The 25,467-nt window shown below is 67.9% G+C and carries 23 protein-coding genes and 1 riboswitch; of the genes, 12 read left to right on the forward strand and 11 right to left on the reverse strand.

Translation table 11 applies throughout. The features are described from left to right. Positions 1–96: 96 nt before the first annotated feature. From NFC98_RS16855 to NFC98_RS16890, 8 genes are all read left to right on the forward strand, one after another. Positions 97–567: a PepSY domain-containing protein gene (locus NFC98_RS16855; RefSeq protein WP_254276047.1), complete on the forward strand. Its 471-nt coding sequence runs from the start codon at positions 97–99 to the stop codon at positions 565–567. Between the two features lie 154 nt (positions 568–721). Next, the gene (locus NFC98_RS16860; protein ID WP_254276048.1) at positions 722–1,384 is read left to right on the forward strand and encodes a thermostable hemolysin; all 663 of its coding nucleotides are present in this window, start codon (positions 722–724) and stop codon (positions 1,382–1,384) included. Beyond that, positions 1,368–2,852: an AMP-binding protein gene (locus NFC98_RS16865; RefSeq protein WP_254276049.1), complete on the forward strand. Its 1,485-nt coding sequence runs from the start codon at positions 1,368–1,370 to the stop codon at positions 2,850–2,852. The genes NFC98_RS16860 and NFC98_RS16865 overlap by 17 nt, the downstream gene beginning before the upstream one ends. Next, a complete protein-coding gene (locus NFC98_RS16870) occupies positions 2,849–3,541 on the forward strand; it encodes a TenA family transcriptional regulator (RefSeq protein ID WP_254276050.1) in 693 nt (230 codons plus the stop codon). Before NFC98_RS16865 ends, NFC98_RS16870 begins: the two co-directional genes overlap by 4 nt. Continuing rightward, positions 3,528–4,370 carry an SDR family oxidoreductase gene (locus NFC98_RS16875; protein ID WP_254276051.1) on the forward strand — a complete coding sequence of 281 codons (843 nt, stop codon included), beginning with the start codon at positions 3,528–3,530 and terminating at the stop codon, positions 4,368–4,370. Before NFC98_RS16870 ends, NFC98_RS16875 begins: the two co-directional genes overlap by 14 nt. Continuing rightward, on the forward strand, positions 4,367–5,050 hold the full coding sequence (locus NFC98_RS16880; RefSeq protein WP_254276052.1) for a hypothetical protein: 684 nt from the start codon (positions 4,367–4,369) through the stop codon (positions 5,048–5,050). The genes NFC98_RS16875 and NFC98_RS16880 overlap by 4 nt, the downstream gene beginning before the upstream one ends. Before the next feature lie 7 nt (positions 5,051–5,057). Continuing rightward, on the forward strand, positions 5,058–5,738 hold the full coding sequence (locus tag NFC98_RS16885) for a response regulator transcription factor (RefSeq protein ID WP_254276053.1): 681 nt from the start codon (positions 5,058–5,060) through the stop codon (positions 5,736–5,738). Then, positions 5,735–7,126, forward strand: coding sequence for an ATP-binding protein (locus NFC98_RS16890; protein WP_254276054.1), 1,392 nt, complete (start codon positions 5,735–5,737; stop codon positions 7,124–7,126). The genes NFC98_RS16885 and NFC98_RS16890 overlap by 4 nt, the downstream gene beginning before the upstream one ends. Before the next feature lie 71 nt (positions 7,127–7,197). Here the strand turns inward: NFC98_RS16890 and NFC98_RS16895 are convergent, their stop codons facing one another. Then, positions 7,198–7,716 carry a cytochrome b gene (locus tag NFC98_RS16895; protein ID WP_254276055.1) on the reverse strand — a complete coding sequence of 173 codons (519 nt, stop codon included), beginning with the start codon at positions 7,714–7,716 and terminating at the stop codon, positions 7,198–7,200. Positions 7,717–7,950: 234 nt separating this feature from the next. Between NFC98_RS16895 and NFC98_RS16900 the strand changes: the two genes are divergently transcribed. Continuing rightward, positions 7,951–8,229, forward strand: a complete 279-nt coding sequence (locus tag NFC98_RS16900; RefSeq protein ID WP_254276056.1) for a hypothetical protein — start codon at positions 7,951–7,953, stop codon at positions 8,227–8,229. A gap of 98 nt (positions 8,230–8,327) precedes the next feature. Here NFC98_RS16900 and NFC98_RS16905 read toward each other — a convergent pair whose 3' ends face one another. After that, positions 8,328–8,525 carry a CopG family transcriptional regulator gene (locus NFC98_RS16905; RefSeq protein WP_254276057.1) on the reverse strand — a complete coding sequence of 66 codons (198 nt, stop codon included), beginning with the start codon at positions 8,523–8,525 and terminating at the stop codon, positions 8,328–8,330. Between the two features lie 175 nt (positions 8,526–8,700). Between NFC98_RS16905 and dauA the strand changes: the two genes are divergently transcribed. The 3 genes from dauA (at position 8,701) to thiE (ending at position 12,103) form a co-directional block, all read left to right on the forward strand. Continuing rightward, a complete protein-coding gene (gene dauA / locus NFC98_RS16910) occupies positions 8,701–10,455 on the forward strand; it encodes a C4-dicarboxylic acid transporter DauA (protein WP_254276058.1) in 1,755 nt (584 codons plus the stop codon). Positions 10,456–10,533: 78 nt separating this feature from the next. Beyond that, positions 10,534–10,636, forward strand: a riboswitch (TPP riboswitch). A 38-nt stretch (positions 10,637–10,674) separates the two neighbouring features. Beyond that, the gene (gene thiM / locus NFC98_RS16915; protein ID WP_254276059.1) at positions 10,675–11,496 is read left to right on the forward strand and encodes a hydroxyethylthiazole kinase; all 822 of its coding nucleotides are present in this window, start codon (positions 10,675–10,677) and stop codon (positions 11,494–11,496) included. Beyond that, positions 11,486–12,103 carry a thiamine phosphate synthase gene (gene thiE, locus NFC98_RS16920; protein WP_254276060.1) on the forward strand — a complete coding sequence of 206 codons (618 nt, stop codon included), beginning with the start codon at positions 11,486–11,488 and terminating at the stop codon, positions 12,101–12,103. Before thiM ends, thiE begins: the two co-directional genes overlap by 11 nt. Positions 12,104–12,118: 15 nt before the next feature. On the opposite strand, the gene NFC98_RS16925 is transcribed toward thiE, so the two are convergent. The 9 genes from NFC98_RS16925 to NFC98_RS16965 form a co-directional block, all read right to left on the reverse strand. Next, positions 12,119–12,994: a DMT family transporter gene (locus NFC98_RS16925; protein ID WP_254276061.1), complete on the reverse strand. Its 876-nt coding sequence runs from the start codon at positions 12,992–12,994 to the stop codon at positions 12,119–12,121. A gap of 115 nt (positions 12,995–13,109) precedes the next feature. Beyond that, a complete protein-coding gene (locus NFC98_RS16930; protein ID WP_254276062.1) occupies positions 13,110–14,465 on the reverse strand; it encodes a D-alanyl-D-alanine carboxypeptidase in 1,356 nt (451 codons plus the stop codon). 179 nt (positions 14,466–14,644) lie between these two features. Then, positions 14,645–14,887: a hypothetical protein gene (locus NFC98_RS16935; RefSeq protein ID WP_254276063.1), complete on the reverse strand. Its 243-nt coding sequence runs from the start codon at positions 14,885–14,887 to the stop codon at positions 14,645–14,647. A 25-nt stretch (positions 14,888–14,912) separates the two neighbouring features. Beyond that, on the reverse strand, positions 14,913–15,983 hold the full coding sequence (locus tag NFC98_RS16940) for an AbrB family transcriptional regulator (RefSeq protein WP_367948955.1): 1,071 nt from the start codon (positions 15,981–15,983) through the stop codon (positions 14,913–14,915). A gap of 736 nt (positions 15,984–16,719) precedes the next feature. After that, the gene (locus NFC98_RS16945) at positions 16,720–17,799 is read right to left on the reverse strand and encodes a porin (protein WP_254276064.1); all 1,080 of its coding nucleotides are present in this window, start codon (positions 17,797–17,799) and stop codon (positions 16,720–16,722) included. Between the two features lie 304 nt (positions 17,800–18,103). Then, positions 18,104–20,875: an aconitate hydratase AcnA gene (gene acnA / locus NFC98_RS16950; RefSeq protein WP_254276065.1), complete on the reverse strand. Its 2,772-nt coding sequence runs from the start codon at positions 20,873–20,875 to the stop codon at positions 18,104–18,106. Between the two features lie 75 nt (positions 20,876–20,950). Beyond that, positions 20,951–22,921, reverse strand: a complete 1,971-nt coding sequence (locus NFC98_RS16955; RefSeq protein WP_254276066.1) for a tripartite tricarboxylate transporter permease — start codon at positions 22,919–22,921, stop codon at positions 20,951–20,953. An 85-nt stretch (positions 22,922–23,006) separates the two neighbouring features. After that, a complete protein-coding gene (locus NFC98_RS16960; RefSeq protein ID WP_254276067.1) occupies positions 23,007–24,131 on the reverse strand; it encodes a tripartite tricarboxylate transporter substrate binding protein in 1,125 nt (374 codons plus the stop codon). 58 nt (positions 24,132–24,189) lie between these two features. Continuing rightward, positions 24,190–25,323: a 4-oxalomesaconate tautomerase gene (locus tag NFC98_RS16965; RefSeq protein ID WP_254276068.1), complete on the reverse strand. Its 1,134-nt coding sequence runs from the start codon at positions 25,321–25,323 to the stop codon at positions 24,190–24,192. Between the last annotated feature and the right edge of the window lie 144 nt (positions 25,324–25,467).

A 25,467-nucleotide genomic window follows, 5' to 3' on the forward strand; every position in this document is an offset into this window, starting at 1 on the left:
GCCATAACATGAATGCAGCATGAACGACGCGGTCAGCTTCCGGCAAGGTCGCGGGTGGTACAAGGGTGGCGTACCCAACCGAGAGGAGTTTACCCCATGACCATCAAGATGCTGTTAGCCGGTTCCCTCACCGCCCTGGCGCTGGGCGCCACCGCCGCCCAGGCCGATGATGCCCTGCCAGCGGGCAGCCTCGACGCCGTGCTGGAGCGTGGCGCCGCCTATGGTTTTACCCACTACCTGGAGATCGAAGCCAAGGAGCGTGGCCAGGTGGAGCTCGAAGGCTGGCTCGACGAGGAGTGGCAGGCGGAGGTGCGGCTCGCCCTGGAGAGCGGCGAGCTCTACAAGGAGTCGCGCAAGCGCCGGGACGACGGTCCCTGGGGCATGAGCGAGGCCGAGGTGCGCCTGGCCATGGAGGTCGCCGTGGCCGAGGGCATGGCCGAGTTCGAGGAGATCGAGTTCAAGCGCGACGACCTGATCAAGGTCGAGGGGCGCGACGAGGCCGGCCGCGAACTCGAGGTGACCACCCGCCGGGGCGAGGAGGAGGCGCTGAAGGTCGAGCGCGACTGACCGACCGCCGACCACCTGAGAAAGGCAGAGGCCCGGGGTGCCGCCAGCGCCCCGGGCCGCTTTCATCCGTCCGCTCGGAAGCCCCTCGAATCGCTTAAGCCTTCGTTAAGCCGCCGGGGCCAGGGTATCGGTGACACGTCATGGAGACGACCCGATGCCTGAACCGAGACTCCTCCCCTGCCTGCCGGCCGCGGCTACCCCCTCGCCGCTGCACTGGCAGGAGGCCCGCCACTGGACCCGGCGGCGCCGCCTGGAACACCTGATCCGCCGCCGCTTCGCCGAGGAGCATGGCGCCACCGTCACCCAGCTGCTGCCGAGGCTGTTCGGCCTGTGGCAGGGCGACCGGCCCCTGGCCGCGGTCGGCGTGCGCTCGGCGGCAAGCGGCCCGCTGTTCCAGGAGCGCTACCTGGACGTCAGCGCCGAGCGTCTGCTGGCCGAGCGCTTCGCCCGCCCCGTGGCCCGCCATCAGGTCGCCGAGATCGGCAACCTGGCCAGCCGCCGTCCCGGCCTGCAGCGCCCGCTCTTCCTGCTCCTGGTGGACCAGCTCGGCCGCGAGGGCATCGGCTGGCTGCTGTTCACCGCCACCCCCGAGGTGGCCAACGGCATCCGCCGCCTGGGCCTCACCCTGGTGCCGGTGATGGTCGCCGACCCGGCGCGCCTCGGTGCCGAGCAGGCCCAGTGGGGGCGGTACTACCAGCGCCGCCCCTGGGTGATGGCCGGCGACCTGCGCCGCGCCCATCGCGAGCTGGGCGAGCGCGGCCTGCTGCCCTCGGCCCTGGCCCCCCAGGCGGAGGTGGCCCATGCGCACCTCGCCTGAGGCCTTCCTCGCGCGGCTGGCCCGCCACACCGAGGAGCGACCGACACGCATCGCGCTGGACGACGGCGAGCACCGGCTCACCTTCGCCGAGCTGTCGGGCGAGATCGAATCGCGCCGGCGCCGCCTGCATGATGGCGGCGCCAAGAGGGTCGCCCTGGCCCTGGACAACGGCATCGACTGGGCGCTGTGGGACCTGGCGCTGCTCCAGGAGGGCCGCGTGTCGGTGCCGGTGCCCGCCTTCTTCAGCGACGCCCAGCGATGCCACCTGGTGGACGCCGCCGGGCTCGACGCCTGGATCGGCCCCGGCGGCGAGGCCCATGGCTTCGCCGCCAGGTCAGACCCGATCATCGCCACCCGACCCGTCGCCTCGCCGCCGGCCCTGCATCCCGGCACCACCCGCATCACCTTTACCTCCGGCACCAGCGGCTCACCCAAGGGAGTCTGCCTGGATGCCGCCGCCCCGCTGGCCGTGGCCGCGAGCATCGTCGCGGTGGTCGAACCGCTCGGCATCGAACGCCACCTGGCGATGCTGCCGCTTTCCACCCTGCTCGAGAACATCGGCGGCCTCTACGTGCCGCTGTGGCTGGGCGCCACCGCCTGCCTGCCCGGGGTCGCCGAGCTGGGGTGGCAGGGTGGGAGCGGCTTCGACCCGCGCCGAGCGCTGGCCACCCTCGACGCCTGCCGGCCCCACAGCCTGATCCTGGTGCCCCAGCTGCTCCAGGCGCTGGTGGCGGCACGCCCGAATGCCCTCGAGAGCCTGCGCTTCGTGGCGGTGGGCGGGGCCAGGGTCGCCGATACCCTGCTGGCGCGTGCCCGGCGCGGCGGCTGGCCGGTCTTCGAGGGCTATGGCCTCTCGGAGTGCGCCTCGGTGGTCTGCCTCAACCGCCCCGGCGAGCCCGCTCGGGGCGTGGGCCGGCCGCTGCCCCATGCCGAGGTGCGCCTGGCCGACGACGGCGAGGTGTGGGTCCAGGGAGCCAGCATGCTCGGCTATCTCGGTGAGCCCACGCCCGCCTCGGCGTGGCACGCCACCGGTGACCTGGGGCGCTGGGACGGCGACGCCCTGGTGCTGGAGGGCCGTCGTCGCGAGGTCTTCATCACCGCCTATGGCCGCAACGTCGACCCCCAGTGGGTGGAGGGTGAGCTCTGCGCCCGACCCGCCGTCGCCCAGGCCCTGGTCCACGGCGAGGCGCTACCCGCCAACCGCGCGCTGCTGGTGCCCGCCTCGCCCGAGGTCGACGACGACGCCCTGGCCGCCGCGGTGGCCGAGGTCAACGCCGGCCTGCCCGACTACGCCCGCGTCCAAGAGTGGCGCCGCAGCGCCCCCTTCACTCCCCACAACCACCAGCTGACGGCCAACGGCCGCCTGCGTCGCGACGCCATCCTTGCCGCCCATGGCGACTGGCTATGCGCCGCCCCCACACGACTCGAGCCGTGCCTTTCCCGGACGCCACAAGGAGCGACCCCATGACCCCCTACCAGCAACTGCAGCAGGCCACCCGCGACGAGCGCGACTGGCTGCTTGCCACCCCGCTGCTGACCCGCGCCCTGGCCGGCCGCGTCAGCCGTGACGAGTACCTCGCCTTCCTCGGCCAGGCCTACCACCACGTGCGCTTCACGGTACCGCTGATGATGGCCTGCGGCGCCCGCCTGCCGGAGCGGCTGGCGTGGCTGCGCGACGCCCTGGTGGAGTACATCGAGGAGGAGCACGGCCACGAGCAGTGGATCCTCGACGACATCCGTGCCGCCGGCGGCGACGCCGAGGCGGCCGCCGCACGGCCGGCGGACCCCGCCACCCGGCTGATGGTGGCCGCCGTGCGCGACGAGATCGAGCACGGCCATCCGGTGGGCTTCTTCGGCATGGTTCAGGTGCTGGAGGGCACCAGCACGGCGCTGGCCACCCAGGCCGCCGAACGGCTGCAGGTGAGCCTCGACCTCCCCGACGATGCGGTGCGCTACCTGACCTCCCACGGCAGCCTGGATATCGGCCACCTGGCCGTCTTCGAGGGGCTGGTGAACCGCCTGGAGGCGCAGGACCTGGACGCGGTGATCGATACCGCACGACTGGTCTACCGCCTCTACGGCGCCATGTTCCGCGGCGTCGAGGCGCGCTGTGCCGGCGGCAGCGCCGCCCGGGAGCTCTCCGATGCGCTGGCCTGATCGCCTCGCCCGACGCCCGCGGCTGCCGGAAGGCGGCTGGCCGGCCCAGCGGGTGCTGATCACCGGGGCCAGCGGCGGCATCGGCCAGGCGCTGGTGGACGAGCTGGCCGCCGCCGGGGCGCAGCTGCTGATCACCGGCCGCCGCGCCGAGGCCCTGGCGGCCACGGCGGCCCGCCACCCCGACCGGGTCACCGCGCTGCCCGCCGACCTGACCCGCGCCGAGGCGCGCGCCCGGCTGGTGGCCGCCGCGGACCGGGCGGGCATCACCATGCTGGTCAACGCCGCCGGAGTGAACCGGGTGGCACTGTTCACCGAGGGCTCCGATGACGAGCTCGAGCGCCTCATCACCCTCAACCTCACCGCCACCCTGCAGCTCACCCGCGCCCTGCTCCCCGGGCTGATGGCGGCGCGCCAGGGCTGGGTAATCACCCTGGGCTCCACCTTCGGCACCCTGGGCTACCCCGGCCAGGTCGGCTACTGCGCCACCAAGTTCGCCCTGCGCGGCTTCAGCCAGGCCCTGCGCCGGGAGCTCGCCGACACCCGGGTACGGGTGCTGCATGTCTCGCCCCGGGCCACCCGCACCGCCATGAACGCCCCCGAGGTGGAGGCCATGAACACGGCCCTTGGCAACGCCATGGACAGCCCCGTACGGGTCGCCCAGGCGGTGCGCCACGCCGTGGAGCGCGGCCGCCAGGAGGCCCAGCTGGGCAGGCCGGAGCGTCTCTTCGTGCGCCTCAACGCCCTGCTGCCGGGCGTGGTGGACCGCGCCCTGGCGCGCCAGCTTCCCGTCATCCGCCGCTTTATCGGCACACCGGAGACCACGCCATGACCGCTCGACGACTCTCTCGCCTCCCCCTCCTGCGCCTTGCCGCCACGCTGCTGGTCGCCGGCCTCGGCGGCCTGTTCGCCATCGCCGCCCTGGCCGCGGGCGACGAAACCGTCACGGACCCGGCGGTGGCCCGTCTTCAGGAACGCTGGGCCGAGATCCGCTACCGGCTGCCGGACGACCAGCAGGCCAGGGCCCTGGCCGAGCTGGGGGACGAGGTCGAACGTCAGCTGGCCGACCACCCCGACTCCGCCGAGCGGCTGATCTGGGCCGGCATCGTGCGCTCCAGCCAGGCCGGCGCCGAGGGCGGGCTGGGGGCCCTGGGCCTGGTCAAGCAGGCCCGCCGCCACCTGGAGGCCGCCCTGGCGAAGGACCCGCTGGCGCTGGAGGGCTCCGCCTATACCAGCCTGGGAGCGCTCTACTACCAGGTGCCGGGCTGGCCGCTCGGCTTCGGCGACGACGACAAGGCGGAGTGGCACCTCAGGCGGGCGCTGGCCATCAACCCCGACGGGCTCGACAGCCTCTACTTCTGGGGTGACTATCTGCACCAGCAGGGCCGCGACGCCGAGGCGCGCCAGGCCTTGGAGCGGGCCCTGCAGGCGTCGCCCCGACCCGGGCGCGAGCTCGCCGATGCCGGCCGCCGGGAGGAAGTCCGCCACCTGCTGTCACGACTGGAGAAATGACGACCCGATGCGCATCCTGCTGGTCGAGGATGACCCGAGCCTGGCCTCGGGCATCCGCCTGGCCCTCAAGCCCGTGCACTACACCGTGGACCATCTCGCCGACGGCGCCATGGCGCTGGCGGCCCTGCAGGGCGACGAACCCTTCGACGCGGTGATCCTCGACCTGGGCCTGCCCGGGCTCGACGGCATGCGGGTGCTGGAGGGCGCGCGGCGCGGCGGCAGCCGGGTCCCCGTGCTGGTGCTGACCGCCCGGGACGCCGTGGACGACCGCATCGCCGGGCTGGATGCCGGCGCCGACGACTACCTGGTCAAGCCCTTCGAGGTGGCCGAGCTCAAGGCCCGCCTGCGCGCCCTGCTGCGCCGCAGCCAGGGCCAGGCCAGCCCGCTGCTGGAGTGCCGCGGCATCCGCCTCGACCCCGCCAGCCGCGAGGTGTGCTACCGCGGCGAGGCCGTCCCGCTGTCGCGCCGCGAGTTCACCCTGCTCCAGGAGTTCATGGGCCACCCGGGACGGGTCTTCACCCGCGACACCCTGACCCGGCTGGTCTACGGCTGGGAAGAGGATGTGGAGAGCAACGCCATCGAGGTGCATGTCCACCACCTGCGTCGCAAGCTGTTCCCGGGGCTGATCCGCACGGTACGCGGCATCGGCTACGTGCTGGACCGCGCCCCCCGGGAGGCCGAAGCGTGACCTCCATCCGCCGACGCACCCTGGGGCTGGTGCTGCTGGTCTTCGGGGTCAGCATGCTGGCCATCGGCCTGGTCAGCTACCGCTACGCCGCCCACGAGATCGAGGAGCTCTACGACGCCAGCCTGGCCCAGAACGCCCGCCTGCTGGAGGGGCTGATCCAGGCGCCGCTGCCGGCGGAGCAGCGCGAGGCGCTGCTCGCCAGCCTGGAGAGCGCCCTGGCGCGCGCCGACCAGTCGGACAAGGGCCTGCCCGGCCACCGCTACGAGAGCAAGCTGGCCTTCCAGCTATGGGAGGGGGAGCGGCGGCTGCTGCGCTCGGCCAGCGCCCCGCCCGAGCCCTTCACCGGAGCGCCACCCGGCTATGCCAGCAGCCGGGTGGCGGACCACGACTGGCGGGTCTATGTGCTGGACGTGGCCGAGTCATCGCGGCGCATCATGGTCGCCGAGCGCGACGATGTGCGCGGCGAGCTGACTCGCGCCGTGGCCCTGCGCACCCTGCTGCCGGACCTGGTCGGCCTGCCGCTGCTGGCGCTGCTGCTGTGGTGGGCCACCGGCCGGGGGCTGCGCCCGCTGTCGCGGCTGGCCGCGGCGATCCGCCAGCGCGACCCGCACAACCTGCAGCCGCTGGTGATGCACCCCCTGCCCCGGGAGCTGGACACCATCGTCGGCGCTCTGAATCGGCTGCTGGAGCGTATTCGAGGGCTGCGGGTGCGCGAGCAGCGCTTCATCGCCGATGCCGCCCACGAGCTGCGCACCCCCCTGGCGGTGCTCGACCTGCACGCCCAGAACGCCCTGGCCGCCGAGGATTCCGACGACCGTCGCGGGGCGCTGGAGGAGCTGCGCAGCGGCGTGGCACGGGCCACCCGGCTGGTCACCCAGCTGCTGACCCTGGCGCGCCTGGAGCCCGAGGAGGAGGAGCAGGACGCAGGCGTCCGGGTCGACGGCGACCTGCTGGCCGAGGTGCGCGAAGCGCTGGCCGAACTCTCGCCGCTGGCGTTGGAGCGCGGCCAGACGCTGGAGCTCGCCGCCGAGGAGGGGCGCGACTGGCGGCTGGCGGCCGAGCCGGGCGCCATCGCCACCCTGGTGCAGAACCTGGTCGGCAACGCCCTGCGCTACACCCCGGACGGCGGCCGGGTGACGTTGACCCTGGCGGCCGACGACGCCCGGCTGATACTGAGCGTGGACGACCAGGGCCCGGGGATTCCCGCCGCGGAGCGCGAGCGCGTCACCGAGCGCTTCCATCGCGCGGGTGCCGGGGCCGGCGCCGGCCTGGGGCTCTCCATCGTCGAGCGCCTGCTGGCTCGCCATGGCGGGCAGCTCACCCTGACGGAGGCTCCTGGCGCTGGCGGCGGCCTGCGCGCGGTGGCGACGCTCCAAAGGCGGCCCTAGCCAGGCCAGGAAAAGCGAGGCGGGCCGCCGGTGATACCGGTGGCCCGTCTCGCTCAAGGCACGGCAAGGGCTTACGCCATGCGCTTCAGGGTGTTGTCGTGCAGCCAGAACTGGTGCGCCAGGCTGGCCAGCACGTGCACGCCGATCAGCAGCCACAGCAGGTTGGCCAGCACCTCGTGGGTCTCCTCGGCGGCCTCCTCCAGCCACTCGATCTCCGCCCCCGAGGCGATCAGCGCCGTGCCGAAGAACTCCACGCCATGCCCGCTGCCCAGGGCGGCGAGCAGGCCGCTCGCGGGGATCAGCAGCATCGCCGCATAGAGCGCCCAGTGGCCCAGCCGGGCCGCCCACTTCCAGTGCGCATGGGCGGCGAGCCTGCCGTGGTTCACCCCGCGCCACAGCAGCCGGAACACCAGCAGCCCCAGCAGCAGCAGCCCGACGCTCTTGTGCAGCGTCATCGCCTCCCGCTCGCCCATCCCGACGAGCTCCGCCAGCCACTCCGTGCCGAGCATCAGGATCAGCAGCACGGCCATGCCCCAGTGAAGCGCCCGTGAGACGGCGCCGTAACGTTGTGCGGAATCCAGCCAGTTCATGTCGTCATCCTCCTCGTTCGATGGATGACGACCGTTCTACGCCAGCGCGGCTGACAGGAACCTTAACGCCCCGTTCATGGGGCGTTCATCCTTGCATCACGCCGCCCATGACGGCTCCGAGCCGCGCAATCCGCAACGGCGGTGTCACATGCCGGTCATGCCGCCGTAAGCCATCCTTAAGGAAGGGGCGCCACAGTCGGAGGTGATGACAGATCACTCACGCGAGACAACGCCATGACCCGGAGCGCAACGCTGTTACTCGATGCCACCCCCATCACCGAGACTCGCGCCATCCTGCCGCTGCTGCTGGCCGGCCTGGCGCTGCTGGCACTTGGCGTGCTGGCCGCCGGCTGGGATCCCGTGGAGCTGCCCATGGGCCTGGTCGCCCTGGGGGCCGCGATGGCCGTCCTGATGGGCCCCGAACCGTGGCGGGGCGAGGAAGCGCTGGAGGCCACCAACTGCCTGGTGCTGGCCAGCCTGATCACCCTGGTGGGCCTCCACCTGCTGGGCTGAGGCGCCGTCCGAAAACGGGCTGCGGTCGCAGGCTTCCCAGACACCGCCTGCGGCCAGGAGCTACCGGGCTGCCCCCGGCCGGCCGCGCTCCCGTCTCCCTACTCGCGCCCCGACGGCCCCCTGACGGCAGGGTCGGGGCCGGTCTCGTACTCCACGCCGTGGTCGCGCAGGTAGTCGCGGATCAGCTGGCGGACCACCTGGGACGGGGTCAGGTCCTGTGAGGCACAGAGCCGCTCGAAGGCCCGCTTCTTGTGCGGGTCGATCAGCAGGGTCAGGCGTGCCGTCTTCTTTTCCATGGTCATTCTCCCCGGTCTATTAACATTGAATGTTAATGAGCGGGGTCGTGCCGGGCAACGACAGCGGGCCCCTGTCGGCCATTCTCATGGTATGTTAATGTCATTAACATACTGTCGACGCCCCATCGGCAGGCACTCTCCACGGCGCGGACGACACGCAGCGAGGATTCCCGGCATGGCACGCACCCCCCTGCCCTTCCAGCTCCCCGGCATCGCCACCGGGCTGCGCGCGGCCTGGCGAGACGGCTATGGCCTTGACGACCTGCGCCGCGACGTCCTGGCCGGCCTGACCATCGGCACCGTGGCCGTGCCGCTCTCCATGGCCCTGGCCATCGCCACCGGCGTGCCCCCCCAGCACGGGCTCTACACGGCCATCGTCGCCGGCGCCATCATCGCGCTGACCGGCGGCTCACGCTTCAACGTCTCGGGGCCGACCGCGGCCTTCGTGGTCATCCTCTTCCCCATCGTCCAGCAATACGGCCTGGGCGGCCTGCTGATCGCCACGATGATGGCGGGGCTGATCCTGGTGGCGCTGGGCCTCAGCGGCATGGGGCGGCTCATCCAGTATGTCCCCTATCCCGTGATACTGGGCTTCACCGCGGGGATCGCGGTGGTGATCGCGGTGCTGCAGGTGCCCGACTTCCTGGGGCTGGAGGTCGGCCAGCTGGGCGAGCACTTCGTCGACAACCTGGGGCGTATCCTCACCTCCCTGCCCAGCCTGAGCCCGCTGGAGCTGGGGGTCGGCGCCTTCACGCTGGGCGTCATGCTGCTCTGGCCGCGGCTGCACCTGCCGATTCCGGCGCCCCTGATCGGGCTGGTCGTGGGCGCGGTGATCGCCTATGCGGCCAACCACTGGCTGGGCGGCCCCGATGCCGGCCATGCGGTGGAGACCATCGCCTCGCGCTTCACCTGGGAGGCCCACGGCGAGACGGGCGTGGGGATCCCCCCGATCGCCCCGAGCCTGGTGGCCCCCTGGCGCCTGCCCGGCGCCGACGGCGACCCCCTGGTGGTGGATTTCGCACTGATTCGCGCCCTGCTGGGACCGGCGTTCGCCATCGCCATGCTGGGGGCCATCGAGTCCCTGCTGTGCGCGGTGGTCTCGGACGGCCTGACGCGTACCCGGCACGACCCCAACGCCGAGCTGATCGGCCAGGGGCTCGGCAACCTCGTCGCACCGCTGTTCGGCGGCATCACGGCCACCGCCGCCATCGCCCGGACCGCCACCAATATCCGTAGCGGCGCCCGTTCGCCGATCGCGGCGGTAGTGCATGCGCTGGTGGTGCTGCTGGCGGTGGTCGCCCTGGCGGGGCTGCTGGGGCTGGTGCCGATGGCCGCGCTGGCGGCGCTGCTGTTCATCGTCGCCTGGAACATGAGCGAGGCCCGCCACTTCCTGCATACCCTGCGGTCGGCCCCGCCGGGCGACGTGGCCATCCTGGTGACCTGCTTCACCCTGACCGTACTCTTCGACATGGTGCTGGCCGTGGCGGTGGGCATCGGCCTGGCCGCCGCCCTGTTCATCCGGCGCATGTCGCTGCTGACCGAGACCCGCCGCGTCGACACCGAATCGCCGGCCGCCAGCGACGCCCTGCCCGAGGCGGTCGCCCTCTACGATATCGACGGGCCGCTGTTCTTCGGCGCTGCCGAGAAGGCGCTCACCTCGCTGCACCTGGTGGATCACCGCGTGCGGATCATCATCCTCGACATGCATGACGTGCCGAGCATGGACGGCACGGCGATCGTCGCCCTCAAGGCCCTGGTCGAGGAGATGCACCGCGAAGGCGTCGGGCTGGTAATGGTCGGCCTGCCGACGCGGATCATCGTCAAGCTCCGCCGCGCGGGGCTTCGCAAGACCGCCGGCCGGCTGACCTGGTGTCGCGAGCTGTCCCACGCCCGCGCCGTGGCGCGGCGCTGGCTCGACCGGACCGACTGAGGGAGGGGGGGCGTCCCGATGGCAGGCATCGGCCGGCCCCGGGCCTTTACAGCGACGCGGCGGCCGGGGATAGTGTGGACCTGACGACAGGGGCGCCGCGGGGCAGAGCCGCCGCGGCTGAGAGGCACCCTTGGAACCTGACCCGGATAATGCCGGCGTAGGGAGTCGTGCGGTCCCGGCCCTGGCGCCTGCCTGCACCTCCCGCGCCCGGGAGGCCGCATGTCCCACACGACGTTTCCCTCGATCGACCCCGCCGCCCACCTGGCGCGGGTGCGCGAACGCAGCCCGCTGATCCACAACATCACCAACCTGGTGGCCATGAACACCATGGCCAACGTGCTGCTGGCCATCGGCGCCTCGCCGGCCATGGTCCATGCCCGGGAGGAGGCCGCGGAGTTCACCGCCGTCGCCGACGCCCTGACGGTCAATATCGGCACCCTCTCGCCCCACTGGGTGGAGGCCATGATCGAGGCCGCCGAGGCGGCTCGCCTGGTGGGCAAGCCCTGGGTGCTGGACCCGGTGGCGGTGGGGGCCACCGCCTACCGCCGCGAGACCGGCGTGCGCCTGCTGGAGCGCCTGCCCACGGTGATCCGCGGCAACGCCTCGGAGATCATCGCCCTGGAGGCCGGCGGCGCCGGCGGGCGCGGCGTCGACAGCAGCGACCCGGCCGAGGCCGCCGAGCAGGCCGCCGTCCGCCTGGCCCGCCGCACCGGCGGCGTGGTGGCGGTGACCGGCGAGGTGGACCTCGTCACCGACGGCCGCCGCCTGGCCCGCGTGCACGGCGGCCATGCGCTGATGCCGAGGGTCACCACCCTGGGCTGCTCGCTCACCGGCGTGGTGGCCGCCTTCGTGGCCGGCGCCGAGGACACCTTCGCGGCCACCGTCGCCGCCCTGGCCTGCTACGCCGCGGCCGGCGAGATCGCCGGCGAGACGGCACGGGGGCCCGGCAGCTTCGCCGTGGCCTTCCTCGACGCCCTGCATGCCCTGGAGGGCGAGACCCTGGGGCCCCGCCTGCACCTGGAGATGACCGATGCGACTTGACCTCTCCCTCTATCTCGTCACCGATCCGGGCCTGTGCGCCGGCCGCGGCCTGGTCGACACCGTGGTGGCCGCGGTGCGCGGCGGAGTGACGGTGGTGCAGCTGCGTGACAAGCACGCCGCCGACGGGGAGATGATCGACCAGGCGCGGCGGCTGAAGGCCGCCCTGGCCGGCAGCGGCGTGCCGTTGATCATCAACGACCGCCTGGCGGTGGCCGTGGAGAGCGGCGCCGATGGCCTGCATATCGGCCAGGACGACGGCGAGGTCGCGGCCGCCCGCGCGGCGCTGGGCGAGCGGGCGCTGCTGGGCCTCTCGGTGCAGACCCTGGAGCAGATGGCGCGCCTCGATACCGAACGTCTCGACTACCTGGGGCTGGGGCCGGTGTTCGCCACCCCCAGCAAGCACGACCACGCCCAGCCGCTGGGCTTCACGGGGCTGGCCCGCCTGGTGGCCGCCAGCCCCCTGCCCGGCGTGGCCATCGGCGGGCTCAAGGCGGAGCATGTCGCGGCTACCCGGGAGGCCGGGGCCCAGGGGCTGGCAGTGATCTCGGCGATCTGCGGCCGGCCCGACCCGGAGGCCGCGGCCCGGGCCTTCTTCGCCGGACGCTGAGCCGCGGGGGCCCCGTCAGGAGGTGGGGCGACGCTTTAGGGTGGTGCGCCCCTCGCGGTAGGCGATGGCCAGGCCGCTGCCGATGATCAGCGCACTGCCCACGAAGACCCAGAGATCCGGCATCTCGCCCCAGAACCACCAGCCCAGCAGCACCGCCCAGAGCATGGCGGTGTAGTCGAAGGGCGCGGCGATGGCCGCCGGGGCGTGGCGGAAGGCCAGGGTGATGAAGGCGGTGGCCCCCACCCCGAACAGCCCCGAGCCCAGGAAGGCCAGCCAGTGCCAGGGGTGGGGCGTCTGCCACACCCAGGGCAGCGCCAGGGCAGTCAGCAGGAAGGGCACCAGGGTCATGTAGAAGACCATGGCCCAGAGGTGCTCGGTGGCCCCCCAGCGGCGCGCGGTGATCATCATCAGCGCATAGAAGAGCGCCGCCCCGACCAGCGCCAGGGCGCCGGGGTCGAAGGCCTCGCCGCCCGGGCGCACCACGATCAGCACCCCGGCGAAGCCCACCAGCGAGGCGGCCAGCACCGGCCCCTCGATCCGTTCGCCCAGCAGCGGCACCGAGAGCAGGGTGACGAACAGCGGCGCCACGAAGGCAATGGCGGTGGCCTCGGCCAGGGGCAGCAGGGTCAGGCCCAGCACGAAGCAGAACATGGTGCCGGTGTAGATCAGCCCGCGCAGCAGGTGCACCCCGGGACGCCGGGTGCGCAGCTTGCGCAGCCCCCCGCCGAAGTGGGCCAGGGCGGCGATCAGCGGCAGCGAGACCAGGGTGCGGAAGAAGATGATCTGCAGCGGCGAGTGCACCTCCCCCAGCCACTTGGCGATGGCGTCGCCGATGGCCAGGCAGAGCACCCCCAGGCACATGAATCCGATTCCCCTGAACGACCCCGACATGCCATGCCTCCCCTTCGCTTCGACGCGAGACCCAAAAGCACCACCCCGCCGGCCCGATGGGGCGGCGGGGTGGGAATGAGGCTCAGGCTAGAACGTTCGCAGACGAACGGCAAGGCTAGAAGTTGACCACCATGCAGTCCATGCCCTCGCGAGTCAGGCTGCGGCAGGCGCGGTAGGCCTGGTTCTCGTCGAGGTTGACCAGCCGGGCGCGGAAGACCTTCTGGGGGCCACCGGCCTCGTCCACGGCGATCCGGGCCCCAGCAAGCTCGCTGGTGAGGCGGTCGGCGGCCCGGCTCGCCAGACTGCGGGCGTTGTCGGGGTCGCTGAAGGCCCCCACCTGAACGCCCCAGCCACCGGTCGGCCCCGCCGGCTCTAGGCGGTGCACCGCCCGGTCGGGGGCGGCGGCCGCCGGCTCGCTGCGGGCGATCAGGTCGCGGATCGGGTCGGCGGCCGAGCCCTGGGCGGTCTCCGGCAGGTCGGGCTGCGCCGAGGGCAGCGGCTCCGGCGCCTGGAGGCTGGCCAGCTGCACGCCAGGCTGACTGGCGGGCGGCGCCGGCGTGGTGGACGGCGTGCCACCCGGCAGGCTCATGCGGTCGCCGGAGAAGTCCGCCTGGGCCACCCAGTCGCCGCGCCCGTAGAGGGAGGCCCGCACGAAGCCCCGATCGAGCAGGTCGGCCATGTGGGTATCCCGCGAGGCCGCGGTGAAGCCGCCCATCACCACCGAGACCAGGCGACGGCCGTCGCGCACCGCCGAGGTGGCCACGTTGAAGCCCGAGGCGCGGATGAAGCCGGTCTTCATGCCGTCGGCGCCCGGGTAGTTGTCCAGCAGGCGGTTGTGGCCGGAGATGGTCTGGCCGTTCCAGGAGAAGCGGGTCTGGGAAAAGTAGGGGTAATACTGGGGGAAGTCCTGCATCAGGCGGATCGACAGGGTCGCCATGTCCCGCGCCGTGGTGGTCTGGCCGGCATCGGGCAGGCCGTTGGGATTGCGGAAGGTGGTCCGGGGCATGCCCAGCTGCCGGGCCTTGTCGGTCATCATGCGGGCGAAGTTCGTCTCGCTGCCCCCCAGCGCCTCGGCCACCACCACTGCCACATCGTTGGCGGAACGGATCACCAGCGCCTGGATGGCGGTCTCCACGGGAAGGGTGGAGCCGGCCTTCACATAGAGCTTGGACGCCTGCCTGGAGGCCGCATAGGCGGAGACCGGCAGCCGCGAATCGAGCTGAAGGTTCCCCCTCTCCAGTTCCTCGAAGAGCATATAGAGCGTCATCATCTTGGTCAGTGACGCCGGATAGCGGGTCTCGTCGGCATTGGCGGCGTGCAGCACCTCGCCGCTCTCGACATCGACCACGATGGCGGCGTAGCGCGGATTGGCCTGGGCCGTGCCGGCCGCCATGGAGATGGCCAGGCAAGCCAGCAGCGCGAGCGCGCCGATGCCATGGCGCCGGATTGTGGTTATGGTTGCGGTCACCATCTGCGTTCCCTCTGCGTTCCCCTGCGTGCCGCGCGGGCGGCACTGCCTCACTAGGCATTATGAACGGGAATCCCTCGCTGTACAGGTCGCTAAAACAGGAAAAGGCGTGCTTTTGTGCACTTTCACATTTCACCGGCCGCCGACCTACCGGCCAACCGTCCCGGTGAGGGCGCTCCTTGCTAGCCCGCCGGGCCCAGCAGGCGCGCCACCCCCAGCCAGGCCAGGCGCAGCGCCAGCAGGGTCAGCGCCCACTTGAACAGGGTGTCGAAGCGCTGCTCCGAGAGCCGGTGCAGCAGGCGCAGGCCCAGCCAGGTGCCGAGGAACCCCGCGGCGACCATGGCCAGCATCAGCGCCAGCCAGTCGCGGAACACGAAGCCCGCCACCCCGAACACGAAGGCCTTGGTCAGGTGCTGGGCACTCATGCAGGCGGAGAAGGTAGCGACCTTACTAGGTGCTCGACACCACCCGCTTGAGCAGCAAAGGCAGCAGCAACACGAGCAGTGTGATGCGCAGCAGGTGGTGGGTGGTGACAAAGGCAGGATCGATACCCAGGCTAAGTGCCACCAAACTAAGTTCAGGTGCACCACCGGGCATGTAGGCGAGTAGCGCTGCCGCAGCGGAGTATCCGGTCAGTAAATGCCCCACCCAGGCAGCAGCTATGGCGAGTAGCAGCAACACTAAAGCCTGCACAATGGCCATCAGTAACGCATGTCCCACCTCGGCCAGCCGGGTACCGGCAAAGCGGCCGCCTACCGAGATACCGATAACCACCTGCGCGAGAGCGATTATCAGAGGAGGCACCGCCGCATGCGTAAGGCCAGTGAGGTGTAGTGCCGCCGAGGCGAGTGCCGGACCGAATAGCAACGGACTGGGCAGGTGTAGGCGTTTACCCAACCACAAGCCGCCTAACCCCGCTAGCACCAGCCACGCGATGTCGGCGGGTGCCGGCATCCACAGCCATTGCGACAAGGTCGGTCTGGCTCCGCCGATATCGATATGCCCGATGAACTGCAGCACGGGTGGAATGGCTATCAGAAGGACCAGGATGCGAACAGCATGAGTGATGCCGATGATCCGAAGGTCAGCCCCTGAAGAGAGCGCCATCACCGTCACCGTGGAAACTCCACCTGGCACACCCGAGTACAGCGCGGTCTCCCAAGAATGCCCCGCCACACGGCAGGAGAACCATACCGAGAAAGCCATCATCACTGCCGTGGCGATCAGCATGATGGCAAGGCTGGTACCCCACAGCACCGCCTCACCGGTCATATCCGGTGTAAATGCTGAACCCAGCATGACGCCGATGACGACCAGCACCCCCTTGCGCCCTGTGCGGGGGGATTTCAGCGGAACGCCCGCCAGGGACGCGGCCGTCGTGGTGATCATGGCACCAAGCAACCATGGGAGCGGCAGCTGAGCCCAGTAAGCCACGCCACCCCCGAAAAGCCCTAGGATTAGGGTGGGCAGGAATCGGCCTAGTGCCCCCAACCATGCCGTCAACAGCACCTTCAATTTCACATCACTCCATAACAAGGCCTCGGCAACGAGGAAATCGTGCTAAGGCCGACATCAGCGCTTAAATTTGCCCTGCTTCTCATAATACAGCACTTCTCTCTCAGCCAGAGGTCATGTTGGACGAGGGTACACTTGATCGGGCTGGACCTCTCGAGCCAAGTGTTCGTACTACGTCTACTGGGCGACCGTTAGGATGCGACAGGTTGAATCGGTACGGCTCCCGGTGATTGTCGATGAAGCCGAGCACCACTTGACACGCAGGTCGAGCTTTGCCTGAGCAAAAATATGCGGAAGACTTGCGCAGGGTTTCATTGGTCTTCTTTAACTCGCAATTCTCACGTTCCAGCGCCTTGATTCGTTCGCACTCGGTGGTGTCCGTGCCTTCCCGGTACCATTGAGTTCAGACTGATGAAAACCGGACAATCTGAATTGATGAAATCAGGACAACCTTCGGTGATATTGACACCCAGATGTGACTGCCTCATGTTCGGTTCCTGCTCGTTGGCTAGGAGTTTGCCTGCAGCTTCCTTCAGATTCTGCCTCTCGACGGACACCCTTGCTGTTCAGCTAACGGTTCCCGCCATCAGGGTCCGCAGGGGGCTTTCACCCCCAAGTCACCCAGCCAACCACCACGGCGGACCGGATAGCGTCTGATCGGCGCTGCGCGCCATGCCTGGCGCACCACAAAAAAGCGGCCTGTATAAGGCCGCAACAAACGGTCAAAACAGACACCAAGCCTCTAGAACTTAATACGCGACCCCAACATAGCAACATTAACATTGCTATATTCGGCACCAACGCCAGATAAAGAATGACGCCTATAACCCGCATAAATATCAAGCCATTGAGCTGGCTCATAAACATACCCAACACCGACAGTCTCGGCCTGATCCCCTTTTAGCCTTAAATCTTTTGTTTCCGCATAGTGGACATCAAATGCATGCTCTCCATTAAACCTATAGCCCACTTTCGCCCAATAAAACTCTGAATCTGGTGACACGGCGTTGCCATCAGTCCGATTCGAATAAGCCCCCGTCAGATTGAAACCGCTCGTGTGAAGCCACGAGATTGACCCGCCAATAGTTTCCACATCTCCAGATGCTTCACCCACATCCTTGGTTGAAAAGCCTAGCCTGGCAACAACCCGCCCCGCCAAAGGTAATGAGACACGCCCACCGAGCTCAGTGACATCAGAATTACTCTTAACACCCTGGCTAATAGACAAGTCAACGGGGCCTAATGAAGGAGCATCATATCTCAACCTAGAGTACCTACTCTCAAAGTCTTGATCACTGACAGAACTTCTAAGAGCAATCTCTTCTGTAGTTTCTTTATTAACAAATGGCAACCCCCCACCAACCAGAGGAAGATTGGCAAAAGAAACAACGTTAGTTCCGGACAAATCTGCTTCAATATTCCCATTTGCCGCGCCATCACCCTGACCAAGTGAGAAACGGCCTGCCGCGCCTTCCAAAAACACATTGAGGTGACGGTCCTTAAACTCTCCACTAATATTTTTATTCTCAGGACTCACTGCACTTGAGGGATTTTGCACATAGCCAAGTTCAACATGCGCACCAATCACAATATCCTGACTATCTAAACTACCCCTTAACCTAGCACCTACCCTGCTTGCACTATTAGCATTATCTACAATGTAGCCTTCTGAGCCGAGCCCAGTATCACCATGCATATACCCTAAGTTAATTTGCCCATAAGGGCTAACCTCAAAATCTTTAGTGGGATCTGCATTAACCACACCCACCCCCACAACACTTGCACCAACAATGGCAACTGTTTTTTTAAAAGCATCAGTCATACCTAGTCCCTCAATTCTTATGTAATCCACAAAGTTCGCAGCCACTTCTATTCATTTACTAAAATATTTTCTTCCTCAAGCACCTCCAAAATACTAATAGTTAGAATTTAAGCAAACCTTTCTCTCCCAAGGGCACCGCATCAGGAGCCTTGGTCCCTTAGATTCTTGAAAAAATCTAACTCAGCACACCATCACTACTTTTGAAAAGCCAGGAGCCATATGGGCATAGAAAAAACATCGCTCCTAGCTTACAACAAACTGAAAACTCCCTAAGTTTCACATCAACACTGTGGAGCTCCCCCTATTAAACAACTCCGATCATCTTGCGCAGCACATAGTGGAGGATGCCGCCATGGCGGTAGTACTCCAGCTCGTTGGCGGTGTCGATGCGGCAGAGGGCGTCGATGTGCTTCTCGCCCTTGTCGCTCCTGACGGTGACTCTCACCTGGCCGCCCGGGGAGAGCTCGCCGAGCCCCTCGATGGAGATCTGCTCGTCGCCGGTCAGGCCCAGGGTCTGGCGGCTCTCCCCCTCGGGGAACTGCAGCGGCACCACGCCCATGCCGATCAGGTTGGAGCGGTGGATGCGCTCGTAGGACTCGGCGATCACCGCGCGCACGCCGAGCAGGCGGGTGCCCTTGGCGGCCCAGTCGCGGCTGGAGCCGGTGCCGTACTCCTTGCCGGCGACAACCACCAGCGGCGTGCCCTCTTCCTGGTAGCGCATGGCGGCGTCGTAGATCGCCATCTGCTCGCCGGAAGGCACGTGGCGGGTCTCGCCGCCCACCACGCCGTCGAGCATCTCGTTACGGATACGCACGTTGGCGAAGGTGCCACGCATCATGATCTCGTGGTTGCCGCGCCGTGACCCGTAGGAGTTGAAGTCCACCGGCTTGACGCCGCGCTCCTGCAGGTAGCGCCCGGCGGGGCTGTCGGGCTTGATGCTGCCGGCCGGCGAGATATGGTCGGTGGTCACCGAGTCGCCGAGCATCGCCAGGATCCGGGCCTCCTTCACGTCCTCGATGGCGTCGGGCGTCCGCCCCATGCCCTCGAAGAAGGGCGGGTGCTGGATGTAGGTGGAGGCCTCGGACCATTCGTAGACCTTGCTCTGCGGCACGTCGATGGCCTTCCAGACGTCGTCGCCATCGAATACCTCGGCGTACTCCTTCGAGAACATCTGGGTATCGACCTTGGCCACCGCCTCGGCGATCTCCGCCTGGCTGGGCCAGATGTCCTTGAGGTAGACCGGCTCGCCGTCCTTGCCGGTGCCGATGGGGTCCTTCGTCAGATCGCAGCGCACGTTGCCGGCCAGGGCGTAGGCCACCACCAGCGGCGGCGAGGCCAGCCAGTTGGTCTTGACCAGCGGGTGGACGCGGCCCTCGAAGTTGCGGTTGCCGGAGAGCACCGAGGCCACGGTGAGGTCGGCAGCCTCGATCGCCTTCTCGATGGGGCCGGGCAGCGGGCCGGAGTTGCCGATGCAGGTGGTGCAGCCGTAGCCGACCAGCTGGAACCCTAGGGCGTCGAGGTCCTCGCTGAAGCCGCCGGCGTTGAGGTAGTCGGTCACCACCTTGGAGCCCGGTGCCAGGGAGGTCTTCACCCAGGGCTGGGTCGAGAGCCCCCTCTCCAGGGCCTTGCGGGCCACCAGGCCGGCCGCCATCATCACGCTGGGGTTGGAGGTGTTGGTGCAGGAGGTGATGGCGGCGATCACGACCGCCCCCGGGTCGAGCTGGAACTGCTTGCCGTCCAGGTCCACGGCCTGGCTGTCGGCGTGCTCGTAGTCAGGAAGGTCATAGCTGCGTTCGACGCCCACCGCGGTCTGGCCGCCCTCGGACATCAGCTTGCCCTTCTCCACGGTGCGCTCGGTGGAGGAGAGCGGCTTGCCGTCCTCTTCCATGACCTTCTCGAAGGCGGCCCGCATGTCGCCCAGGGCGACGCGGTCCTGGGGCCGCTTGGGGCCCGCCAGGCTGGCCTCGACCTCGCCCATGTCGAGGTGCAGGGTATCGCTGAACACCGGCTCGGCGCCGGCCTCGCGCCACAGGCCCTGGGCCTTGCTGTAGGCCTCCACCAGGGCGACCTGGGCGTCGTCGCGGCCGGTCAGGCGCAGGTAGTTGAGGGTCTCCTCGTCCACCGGGAAGAAGCCGCAGGTGGCGCCATACTCCGGGGCCATGTTGGCGATGGTGGCCCGGTCGGCCAGCGGCAGGTCCTCGAGGCCGTCGCCGTAGAACTCGACGAACTTGCCCACCACGCCCTTCTTGCGCAGCATCTCGGTCACCGTCAGCACCAGGTCGGTGGCGGTGATGCCCTCGCGCAGCTTGCCGGTGAGCTTGAAGCCGATCACCTCGGGGATCAGCATCGAGACCGGCTGGCCGAGCATGGCGGCCTCTGCCTCGATGCCGCCCACGCCCCAGCCGAGCACGCCCAGGCCGTTGATCATGGTGGTGTGGGAGTCGGTGCCCACCAGGGTGTCGGGGTAAGCGACGGTCCTGCCGTCCTCCTCCTTCGTCCAGACCGTCTTGCCCAGGTACTCCAGGTTGACCTGGTGGCAGATGCCGGTGCCCGGCGGCACCACGCGGAAGTTGTCAAAGGCCTTCTGGCCCCAGCGCAGGAACTCGTAGCGCTCTCGGTTGCGCTCCATCTCGATGGCGACGTTGTCCTTGAAGGCCGAGGCATTGCCGAACTTGTCGACCATCACCGAGTGGTCGATGACCAGGTCCACCGGCGAGAGCGGGTTGATGCGGGCGGGGTCCTCGCCGAGGCGCTCCACCGCCGCCCGCATGGAGGCCAGGTCGACGACACCGGGCACCCCGGTGAAGTCCTGCATCAGCACCCGGGCCGGGCGGTAGCCGATCTCGCGGTCGGAGCGCGCCTCCCGCTGCCAGTCCACCAGCGCCTGCATGTCCTCCCGGGAGACGCTGTCGTCATCGGCGAAGCGCAGCTGGTTCTCGAGCAGGATCTTGAGCGTCTTGGGCAGCCGCTCGATGCTGCCCAGCGCCTCGGCGGCCTTGGGCAGACTGAAGTAATGGTAGGTGCGACCGCCGGCTTCCAGGGTCTGCAGGGTATCCGATAAGGGTGCGTTGCTCATAGGGTTCTCCTTTCGTTGCATGGGCCGGCGACCCTAATGGCCACCGGACCGATGGTCGTGCATGACAGGAGTGGCTCAGCCAAACACCCAGGCATCGATCAGTCCGCTTGGGTAGGTCAAGGTCAGGAGCTCGGCCATCCCGACGAGGAAGACCGTGACCCCCAGCGCCATGCCTACCGCGACCCAGGGCTTGAGACGTGCGATGAACATCAGAAAGGTCAGGCAGAACAGCGTCGCGGTGGTGATGAGGCCGAGCATCAGGATCGCGCCAACCAGGGCGAAGAAGCCTACTAACCAGACGACTTGCTGAAGCAGAGGCTGGCGTTGCCAGGTTGGCTTACGGACCAGGCTGCGCAGGATCTCCAGCAGACAGGCGATGCCCATGATCGCCAGGGCCAGGCGGGGCATGAGGCCACCGAGCAAGCTGAGATCGGCAAGGTGGAACCAACCAAAGATGGCCATGCCCAGCAGAGCGGCAAAGATCACCAGGTCGATGCCACCAATGCTGATGGGCCTGCTGCCGGCCGCAGGGGCTGCTCCGGCACCAGCCGCAGGCGCTTGCTCGGTATCGGTCGACCGCAGCTTGCGCCACAGCTGCCGAAACATGGGCAAGAACAGGGCGGCGAGGATCATGGCGCCGATGATCAGCACACCCGGGCGCAGGAAGGCATCGCTGCCCTGGAACTGCACGGCCTGATAGAAGTAGGTTTCAGCACCAGGGGCCAACACGAAGCCGATCAGGAAAGCGGGACGTGACCAGCCGGCCTGCTTGAACAGGACGCCGAGGACCCCGATCGCACCGAGGGCCAAGAGGTCCCCCGGGGAGCGAGTGGCCTGGAAGGCGGCGAACATGATCAGCACCGTGATTAGGGGCGCCAGGATGACGAAGGGCACTCGGGTCAGGCTAGCGACCGGGCGGGCCAGGCCCAGGCAGAACGCCGCACCGAGGATGTTGGCCAGGGCCAGCGACCAGATGATGGTGTAGGTCAGGTCGAGATTGGTCTCGATCATGCTGACGCCGGGCTGCAGGCCGAGCAGCAGCAGGCCTCCGAGGAAGACGGCGGCGGTGCCCGAGCCGGGCACGCCGAACAGCAGGGTGGGCACCATGGCACCCGAGGCACAGGCATTGTTGGCGGCTTCCGGAGCGATGACCCCGCGGATGTCACCCTGGCCAAACTGGGACTTGTCCTTGGCGCTCTGCACGGCATGGCCATAGGTCATCCAGTCCACCACCGAACCGGCGAGGCCTGGAATCGTGCCCAGCAGGCTACCGATGCCCGCGCAGCGTGCCACGAGTCCACGATTCTTGCCGACATCCTGGATGCCCTGCTTCCATCCCTTTCCAAGCCGGGTGGGCTCTCCAGCGATGGCGCCGCGCTTGACCAGCAGATCGATGATCTCGGGGAGTGCGAAGATCCCCAGGCCGATCACCACCAGCGGCAGGCCATCGAAGAGATAGTCGATGTCGAAGTTGAGACGGAACTCCCCGGTGGCGGGCGCCATGCCGATGGTGCCGACCAACAGGCCCAGGCCGCAGGCGGCGAGTCCCTTGAGCAGGTCGCGTCCGGAGAGTACCGCCACCATCGACAGCCCGAGCAGGGTCAGCATGAAGAGCTCGGAGGAAGAGAACGACAGTACCACCGGCCGGGCGATCAGGATGAACCCGGTCAGCACGGCGGCACCGATCAGGCCGCCGATCATCGAGGCGAGGAAGGCACTGGAAAGGGCCCGTGCCGCCTGGCCGCGCTTGGCCAGGGAGAAGCCGTCGATGACGGTGGCCTGGGAGGCGCTGGAGCCGGGAATGCCCAGCAGCACGGAAGCGAAGGTATCGCCGGTGGGAATCACGGCGACCAGGCCCATCAGCATGCCGAGGGCGACGCTCGGCTCCATGCCGTAGAGGAAGGGCAGCAGCAGCGCCATTCCCGCGATGCCGCCGAGGCCGGGAATGATCCCGACCACCAGGCCGACCAGCACGCCAAGGACCATGTAGAGCAGATGCTGCAGGGTGAACAACTGCCCCAGACTGGAGAGGAGGATATCGAACATGGGAGGTGGCTCTCGTGTTGTGCGGTGAGTTGAGCCCGAAGGCATCGGCCCTTGTTGCCAAGGGGCCGATGCCCGTTCTCACGCGTCAGATGCGGGCGCCGTGCTTCGTTTCGAGCCAGTCCGCGAGCCACTCGCGAAGATCGTCATCCAGCGACATGGCGTCCTCGAGATGTTGCTGGACGATATCGCCAACGATCGGGGTGTAGGGACCCAGCTGGGCGTCGGCCTCCTGCTTGAACTCCTCGGTGTCGACGAACTCGAGGGCCGCTTCCCGGTAGGTCTCGACGAGCGCCTCGGGGGTGTCCTTGGGCACCATGATCAGCTTCTGGAGCGTGAAGCCCGAGGCGAAGAACTTCCGGAAGGCCTCGTTGGCGGTACCGCTCGGGGCCTCGCCGTTGAGGTTCTCATAGACTTCGCTGAAGGTGGGAAGGTCGGGGAACGCCGGGTCGCGTACGATCTGCCCTTCGTCATTCAGCACGCCGAGCGAGAAGAGCGGGACGGCGCGGCCCGACTCCACCAGAGGAGCCACGCTACTCAGGTAGGCGGAGGTGGTCTGGAAGTCGATTTCCGCTTCGCCGCGCTCGAAGGCCAGGCGACCCTCGCCACGGCCACGCATGCCGGAGACGGCCTGAACCTCGACACCCAGCATGTCAAGGGCGATCAGTACCGGCAGCTCGAGGCCGGTGTGGCTCTGGATCGCCAGCTTGACCGACTGCTCCAGCAGGCCGGAGAGGGCGCTCTCAGGGTCCTCACCCAGGCTGGGTTGGGCATAGACGACACCGCCGGTCGGGGTGGCCAGGATCGGTGTCCAGTCAGCGTAGTCGTAGCGTACCCGCCTGTCCCCGAGCATGGCGGGATACTGGGTCGAAGCGGAGGTGCCCAGCCAGTCGCTACCGTCGCTCTTGGCGCGCATGGCAAAGATGTTGGCGCCGTTGATGGAGCCACCGCCCGGCACATTGTCGATCATGAAGCCAGGCTGGCTTGGAATATGCTCGCTGAACCAGGGTGCGAAGAAGCGGGCCCAGACATCGGTGCCGCCGCCGACGCCGAAGGGAATGGTCCACTTGATGGTTCCGGGCACCTCCACGTCCTGTGCCTGTACGGATGCGGTGGCCGCCAGTCCGAACCCGGCGATCGCCAGGCCGAGGGCGGCGGCCTTTTTCAGGCGACCGAGCGAAGTGCGAGCTGTTGTTGTCTTGTGAATGGTCATGGCATGCTCCTGGGCTGTTGTCATTAGCGGGTGGCTAAGCACCCGATGGTCGCGATGATCAGCTGGCCTGCAAGGCAGGCATTGTCTCACCGGGTGGTGTGGAAGCGGTGTAGAAGATCGTGCCACTCATGATCTTCCTGGCGGTACGAATCAGTGACACGCGCGCGATATCGCTGGCATTGCCTTGGCGGTGCTCGACGTCGAGGTCGATGAAACCGGAGGGATGCTCCAGTCGCACATGTGCCAGACACTCTCCTGCGGACATCCGCCCGCTTTCTACTGCGATGCGGTGGGCGATGGTGCCGGGAACGCTGACCGCCGAGGCGACGGCAATGGCACCGGTGACAGCGATTGCCTTGTGGCAGCGATGGGGGACGAAATACCGCGTACTCAGGGTGCTTGCACGGTCACACGCCGTAGAGACCAGCACCGGCTTGGGCAGTACACTGTTGCGGACATCGCCAAGCCCCATGCATAGACCTGCCTTGAGGCGAATGCTTTCGAGCCGCTCGAGCAGCACGCTATTGGCATCCAGCTCGGCGGGGGATTCATCGCCTCTCAGGCCGAGGTCTGCGGCGTCGAGCATGATGATCGGCGTTGCCGCGTCGAGACAGGTGACGTCGACACCTTCGATCGAGTCGCACGCCTTTCCGGTCGGCAGCAATGAGCCGGTCTTGGACCCCATGATATCCAGGAAGCTGAGCTGGATGCCGGCGGCACTTCCGGGCACGCCGCTGATGGACGTACTGCCCTCATATGAGACCTGGCGGCCCGGCGTCGGCACATGACATTCGATCAAGCGCTGGGTGTTGAGGTTGCGAACACGCACGACGGTGGTCCCTTCTTGAGGCTCCACCAGCCCCGTTTCAAGTGCATAAGGCCCCACGGCGGAAAGCATGTTGCCGCAATTCGGATTGAAGTCGACGCGCCGGTTGAGCACATCGACCTGCGCGAACAGGTAGTCGACATCCGCCTCGGGATGGGAGGAGTGCTCCACGATGGCTACCTTGCTAGTCAGCGGATCCCCTCCCCCGATGCCATCTATCTGGAGAGCGTGGCCCGACCCCATGAGATTAAGCAGGATCTCGGCTTGCGCTTCCTGGCTGTCGGGAAGGTCTCTCATGCGCAGGACGGGGCCTCGGGAGGTGCCGCCGCGCATGATCATGCAGGGAATGCTGTTCATCATCGTCATGCCACATCGCGTTGGGAAGTCGTGATGTGAGCATGTCAGCGGCCAACTAATGCTTCAAATGCAAATAAAGACCTCCATAAATGCGTAAATCGCATTAATGCGCTATAATCATTAATCGTTACTACTCCATGCAAGAGTGCGGAT

Origin of the sequence: Halomonas sp. 3H, assembly GCF_024206005.1 — a bacterium.
GTDB classification, from domain to species: Bacteria; Pseudomonadota; Gammaproteobacteria; order Pseudomonadales; family Halomonadaceae; genus Halomonas; species Halomonas campaniensis.

Coding starts and splice junctions, on each gene's coding strand:
- NFC98_RS16855 (WP_254276047.1), top strand. CDS start 97: ATGACCATCAAGATGCTGTTAGCCGGTTCCCTCACCGCCCTGGCGCTG.
- NFC98_RS16860 (WP_254276048.1), top strand. CDS start 722: ATGCCTGAACCGAGACTCCTCCCCTGCCTGCCGGCCGCGGCTACCCCC.
- NFC98_RS16865 (WP_254276049.1), top strand. CDS start 1,368: ATGCGCACCTCGCCTGAGGCCTTCCTCGCGCGGCTGGCCCGCCACACC.
- NFC98_RS16870 (WP_254276050.1), top strand. CDS start 2,849: ATGACCCCCTACCAGCAACTGCAGCAGGCCACCCGCGACGAGCGCGAC.
- NFC98_RS16875 (WP_254276051.1), top strand. CDS start 3,528: ATGCGCTGGCCTGATCGCCTCGCCCGACGCCCGCGGCTGCCGGAAGGC.
- NFC98_RS16880 (WP_254276052.1), top strand. CDS start 4,367: ATGACCGCTCGACGACTCTCTCGCCTCCCCCTCCTGCGCCTTGCCGCC.
- NFC98_RS16885 (WP_254276053.1), top strand. CDS start 5,058: ATGCGCATCCTGCTGGTCGAGGATGACCCGAGCCTGGCCTCGGGCATC.
- NFC98_RS16895 (WP_254276055.1), bottom strand. CDS start 7,716: ATGAACTGGCTGGATTCCGCACAACGTTACGGCGCCGTCTCACGGGCG.
- NFC98_RS16900 (WP_254276056.1), top strand. CDS start 7,951: ATGACCCGGAGCGCAACGCTGTTACTCGATGCCACCCCCATCACCGAG.
- NFC98_RS16905 (WP_254276057.1), bottom strand. CDS start 8,525: ATGGAAAAGAAGACGGCACGCCTGACCCTGCTGATCGACCCGCACAAG.
- dauA (WP_254276058.1), top strand. CDS start 8,701: ATGGCACGCACCCCCCTGCCCTTCCAGCTCCCCGGCATCGCCACCGGG.
- thiM (WP_254276059.1), top strand. CDS start 10,675: ATGTCCCACACGACGTTTCCCTCGATCGACCCCGCCGCCCACCTGGCG.
- thiE (WP_254276060.1), top strand. CDS start 11,486: ATGCGACTTGACCTCTCCCTCTATCTCGTCACCGATCCGGGCCTGTGC.
- NFC98_RS16925 (WP_254276061.1), bottom strand. CDS start 12,994: ATGTCGGGGTCGTTCAGGGGAATCGGATTCATGTGCCTGGGGGTGCTC.
- NFC98_RS16930 (WP_254276062.1), bottom strand. CDS start 14,465: ATGGTGACCGCAACCATAACCACAATCCGGCGCCATGGCATCGGCGCG.
- NFC98_RS16935 (WP_254276063.1), bottom strand. CDS start 14,887: ATGAGTGCCCAGCACCTGACCAAGGCCTTCGTGTTCGGGGTGGCGGGC.
- NFC98_RS16945 (WP_254276064.1), bottom strand. CDS start 17,799: ATGACTGATGCTTTTAAAAAAACAGTTGCCATTGTTGGTGCAAGTGTT.
- acnA (WP_254276065.1), bottom strand. CDS start 20,875: ATGAGCAACGCACCCTTATCGGATACCCTGCAGACCCTGGAAGCCGGC.
- NFC98_RS16955 (WP_254276066.1), bottom strand. CDS start 22,921: ATGTTCGATATCCTCCTCTCCAGTCTGGGGCAGTTGTTCACCCTGCAG.
- NFC98_RS16960 (WP_254276067.1), bottom strand. CDS start 24,131: ATGACCATTCACAAGACAACAACAGCTCGCACTTCGCTCGGTCGCCTG.
- NFC98_RS16965 (WP_254276068.1), bottom strand. CDS start 25,323: ATGACGATGATGAACAGCATTCCCTGCATGATCATGCGCGGCGGCACC.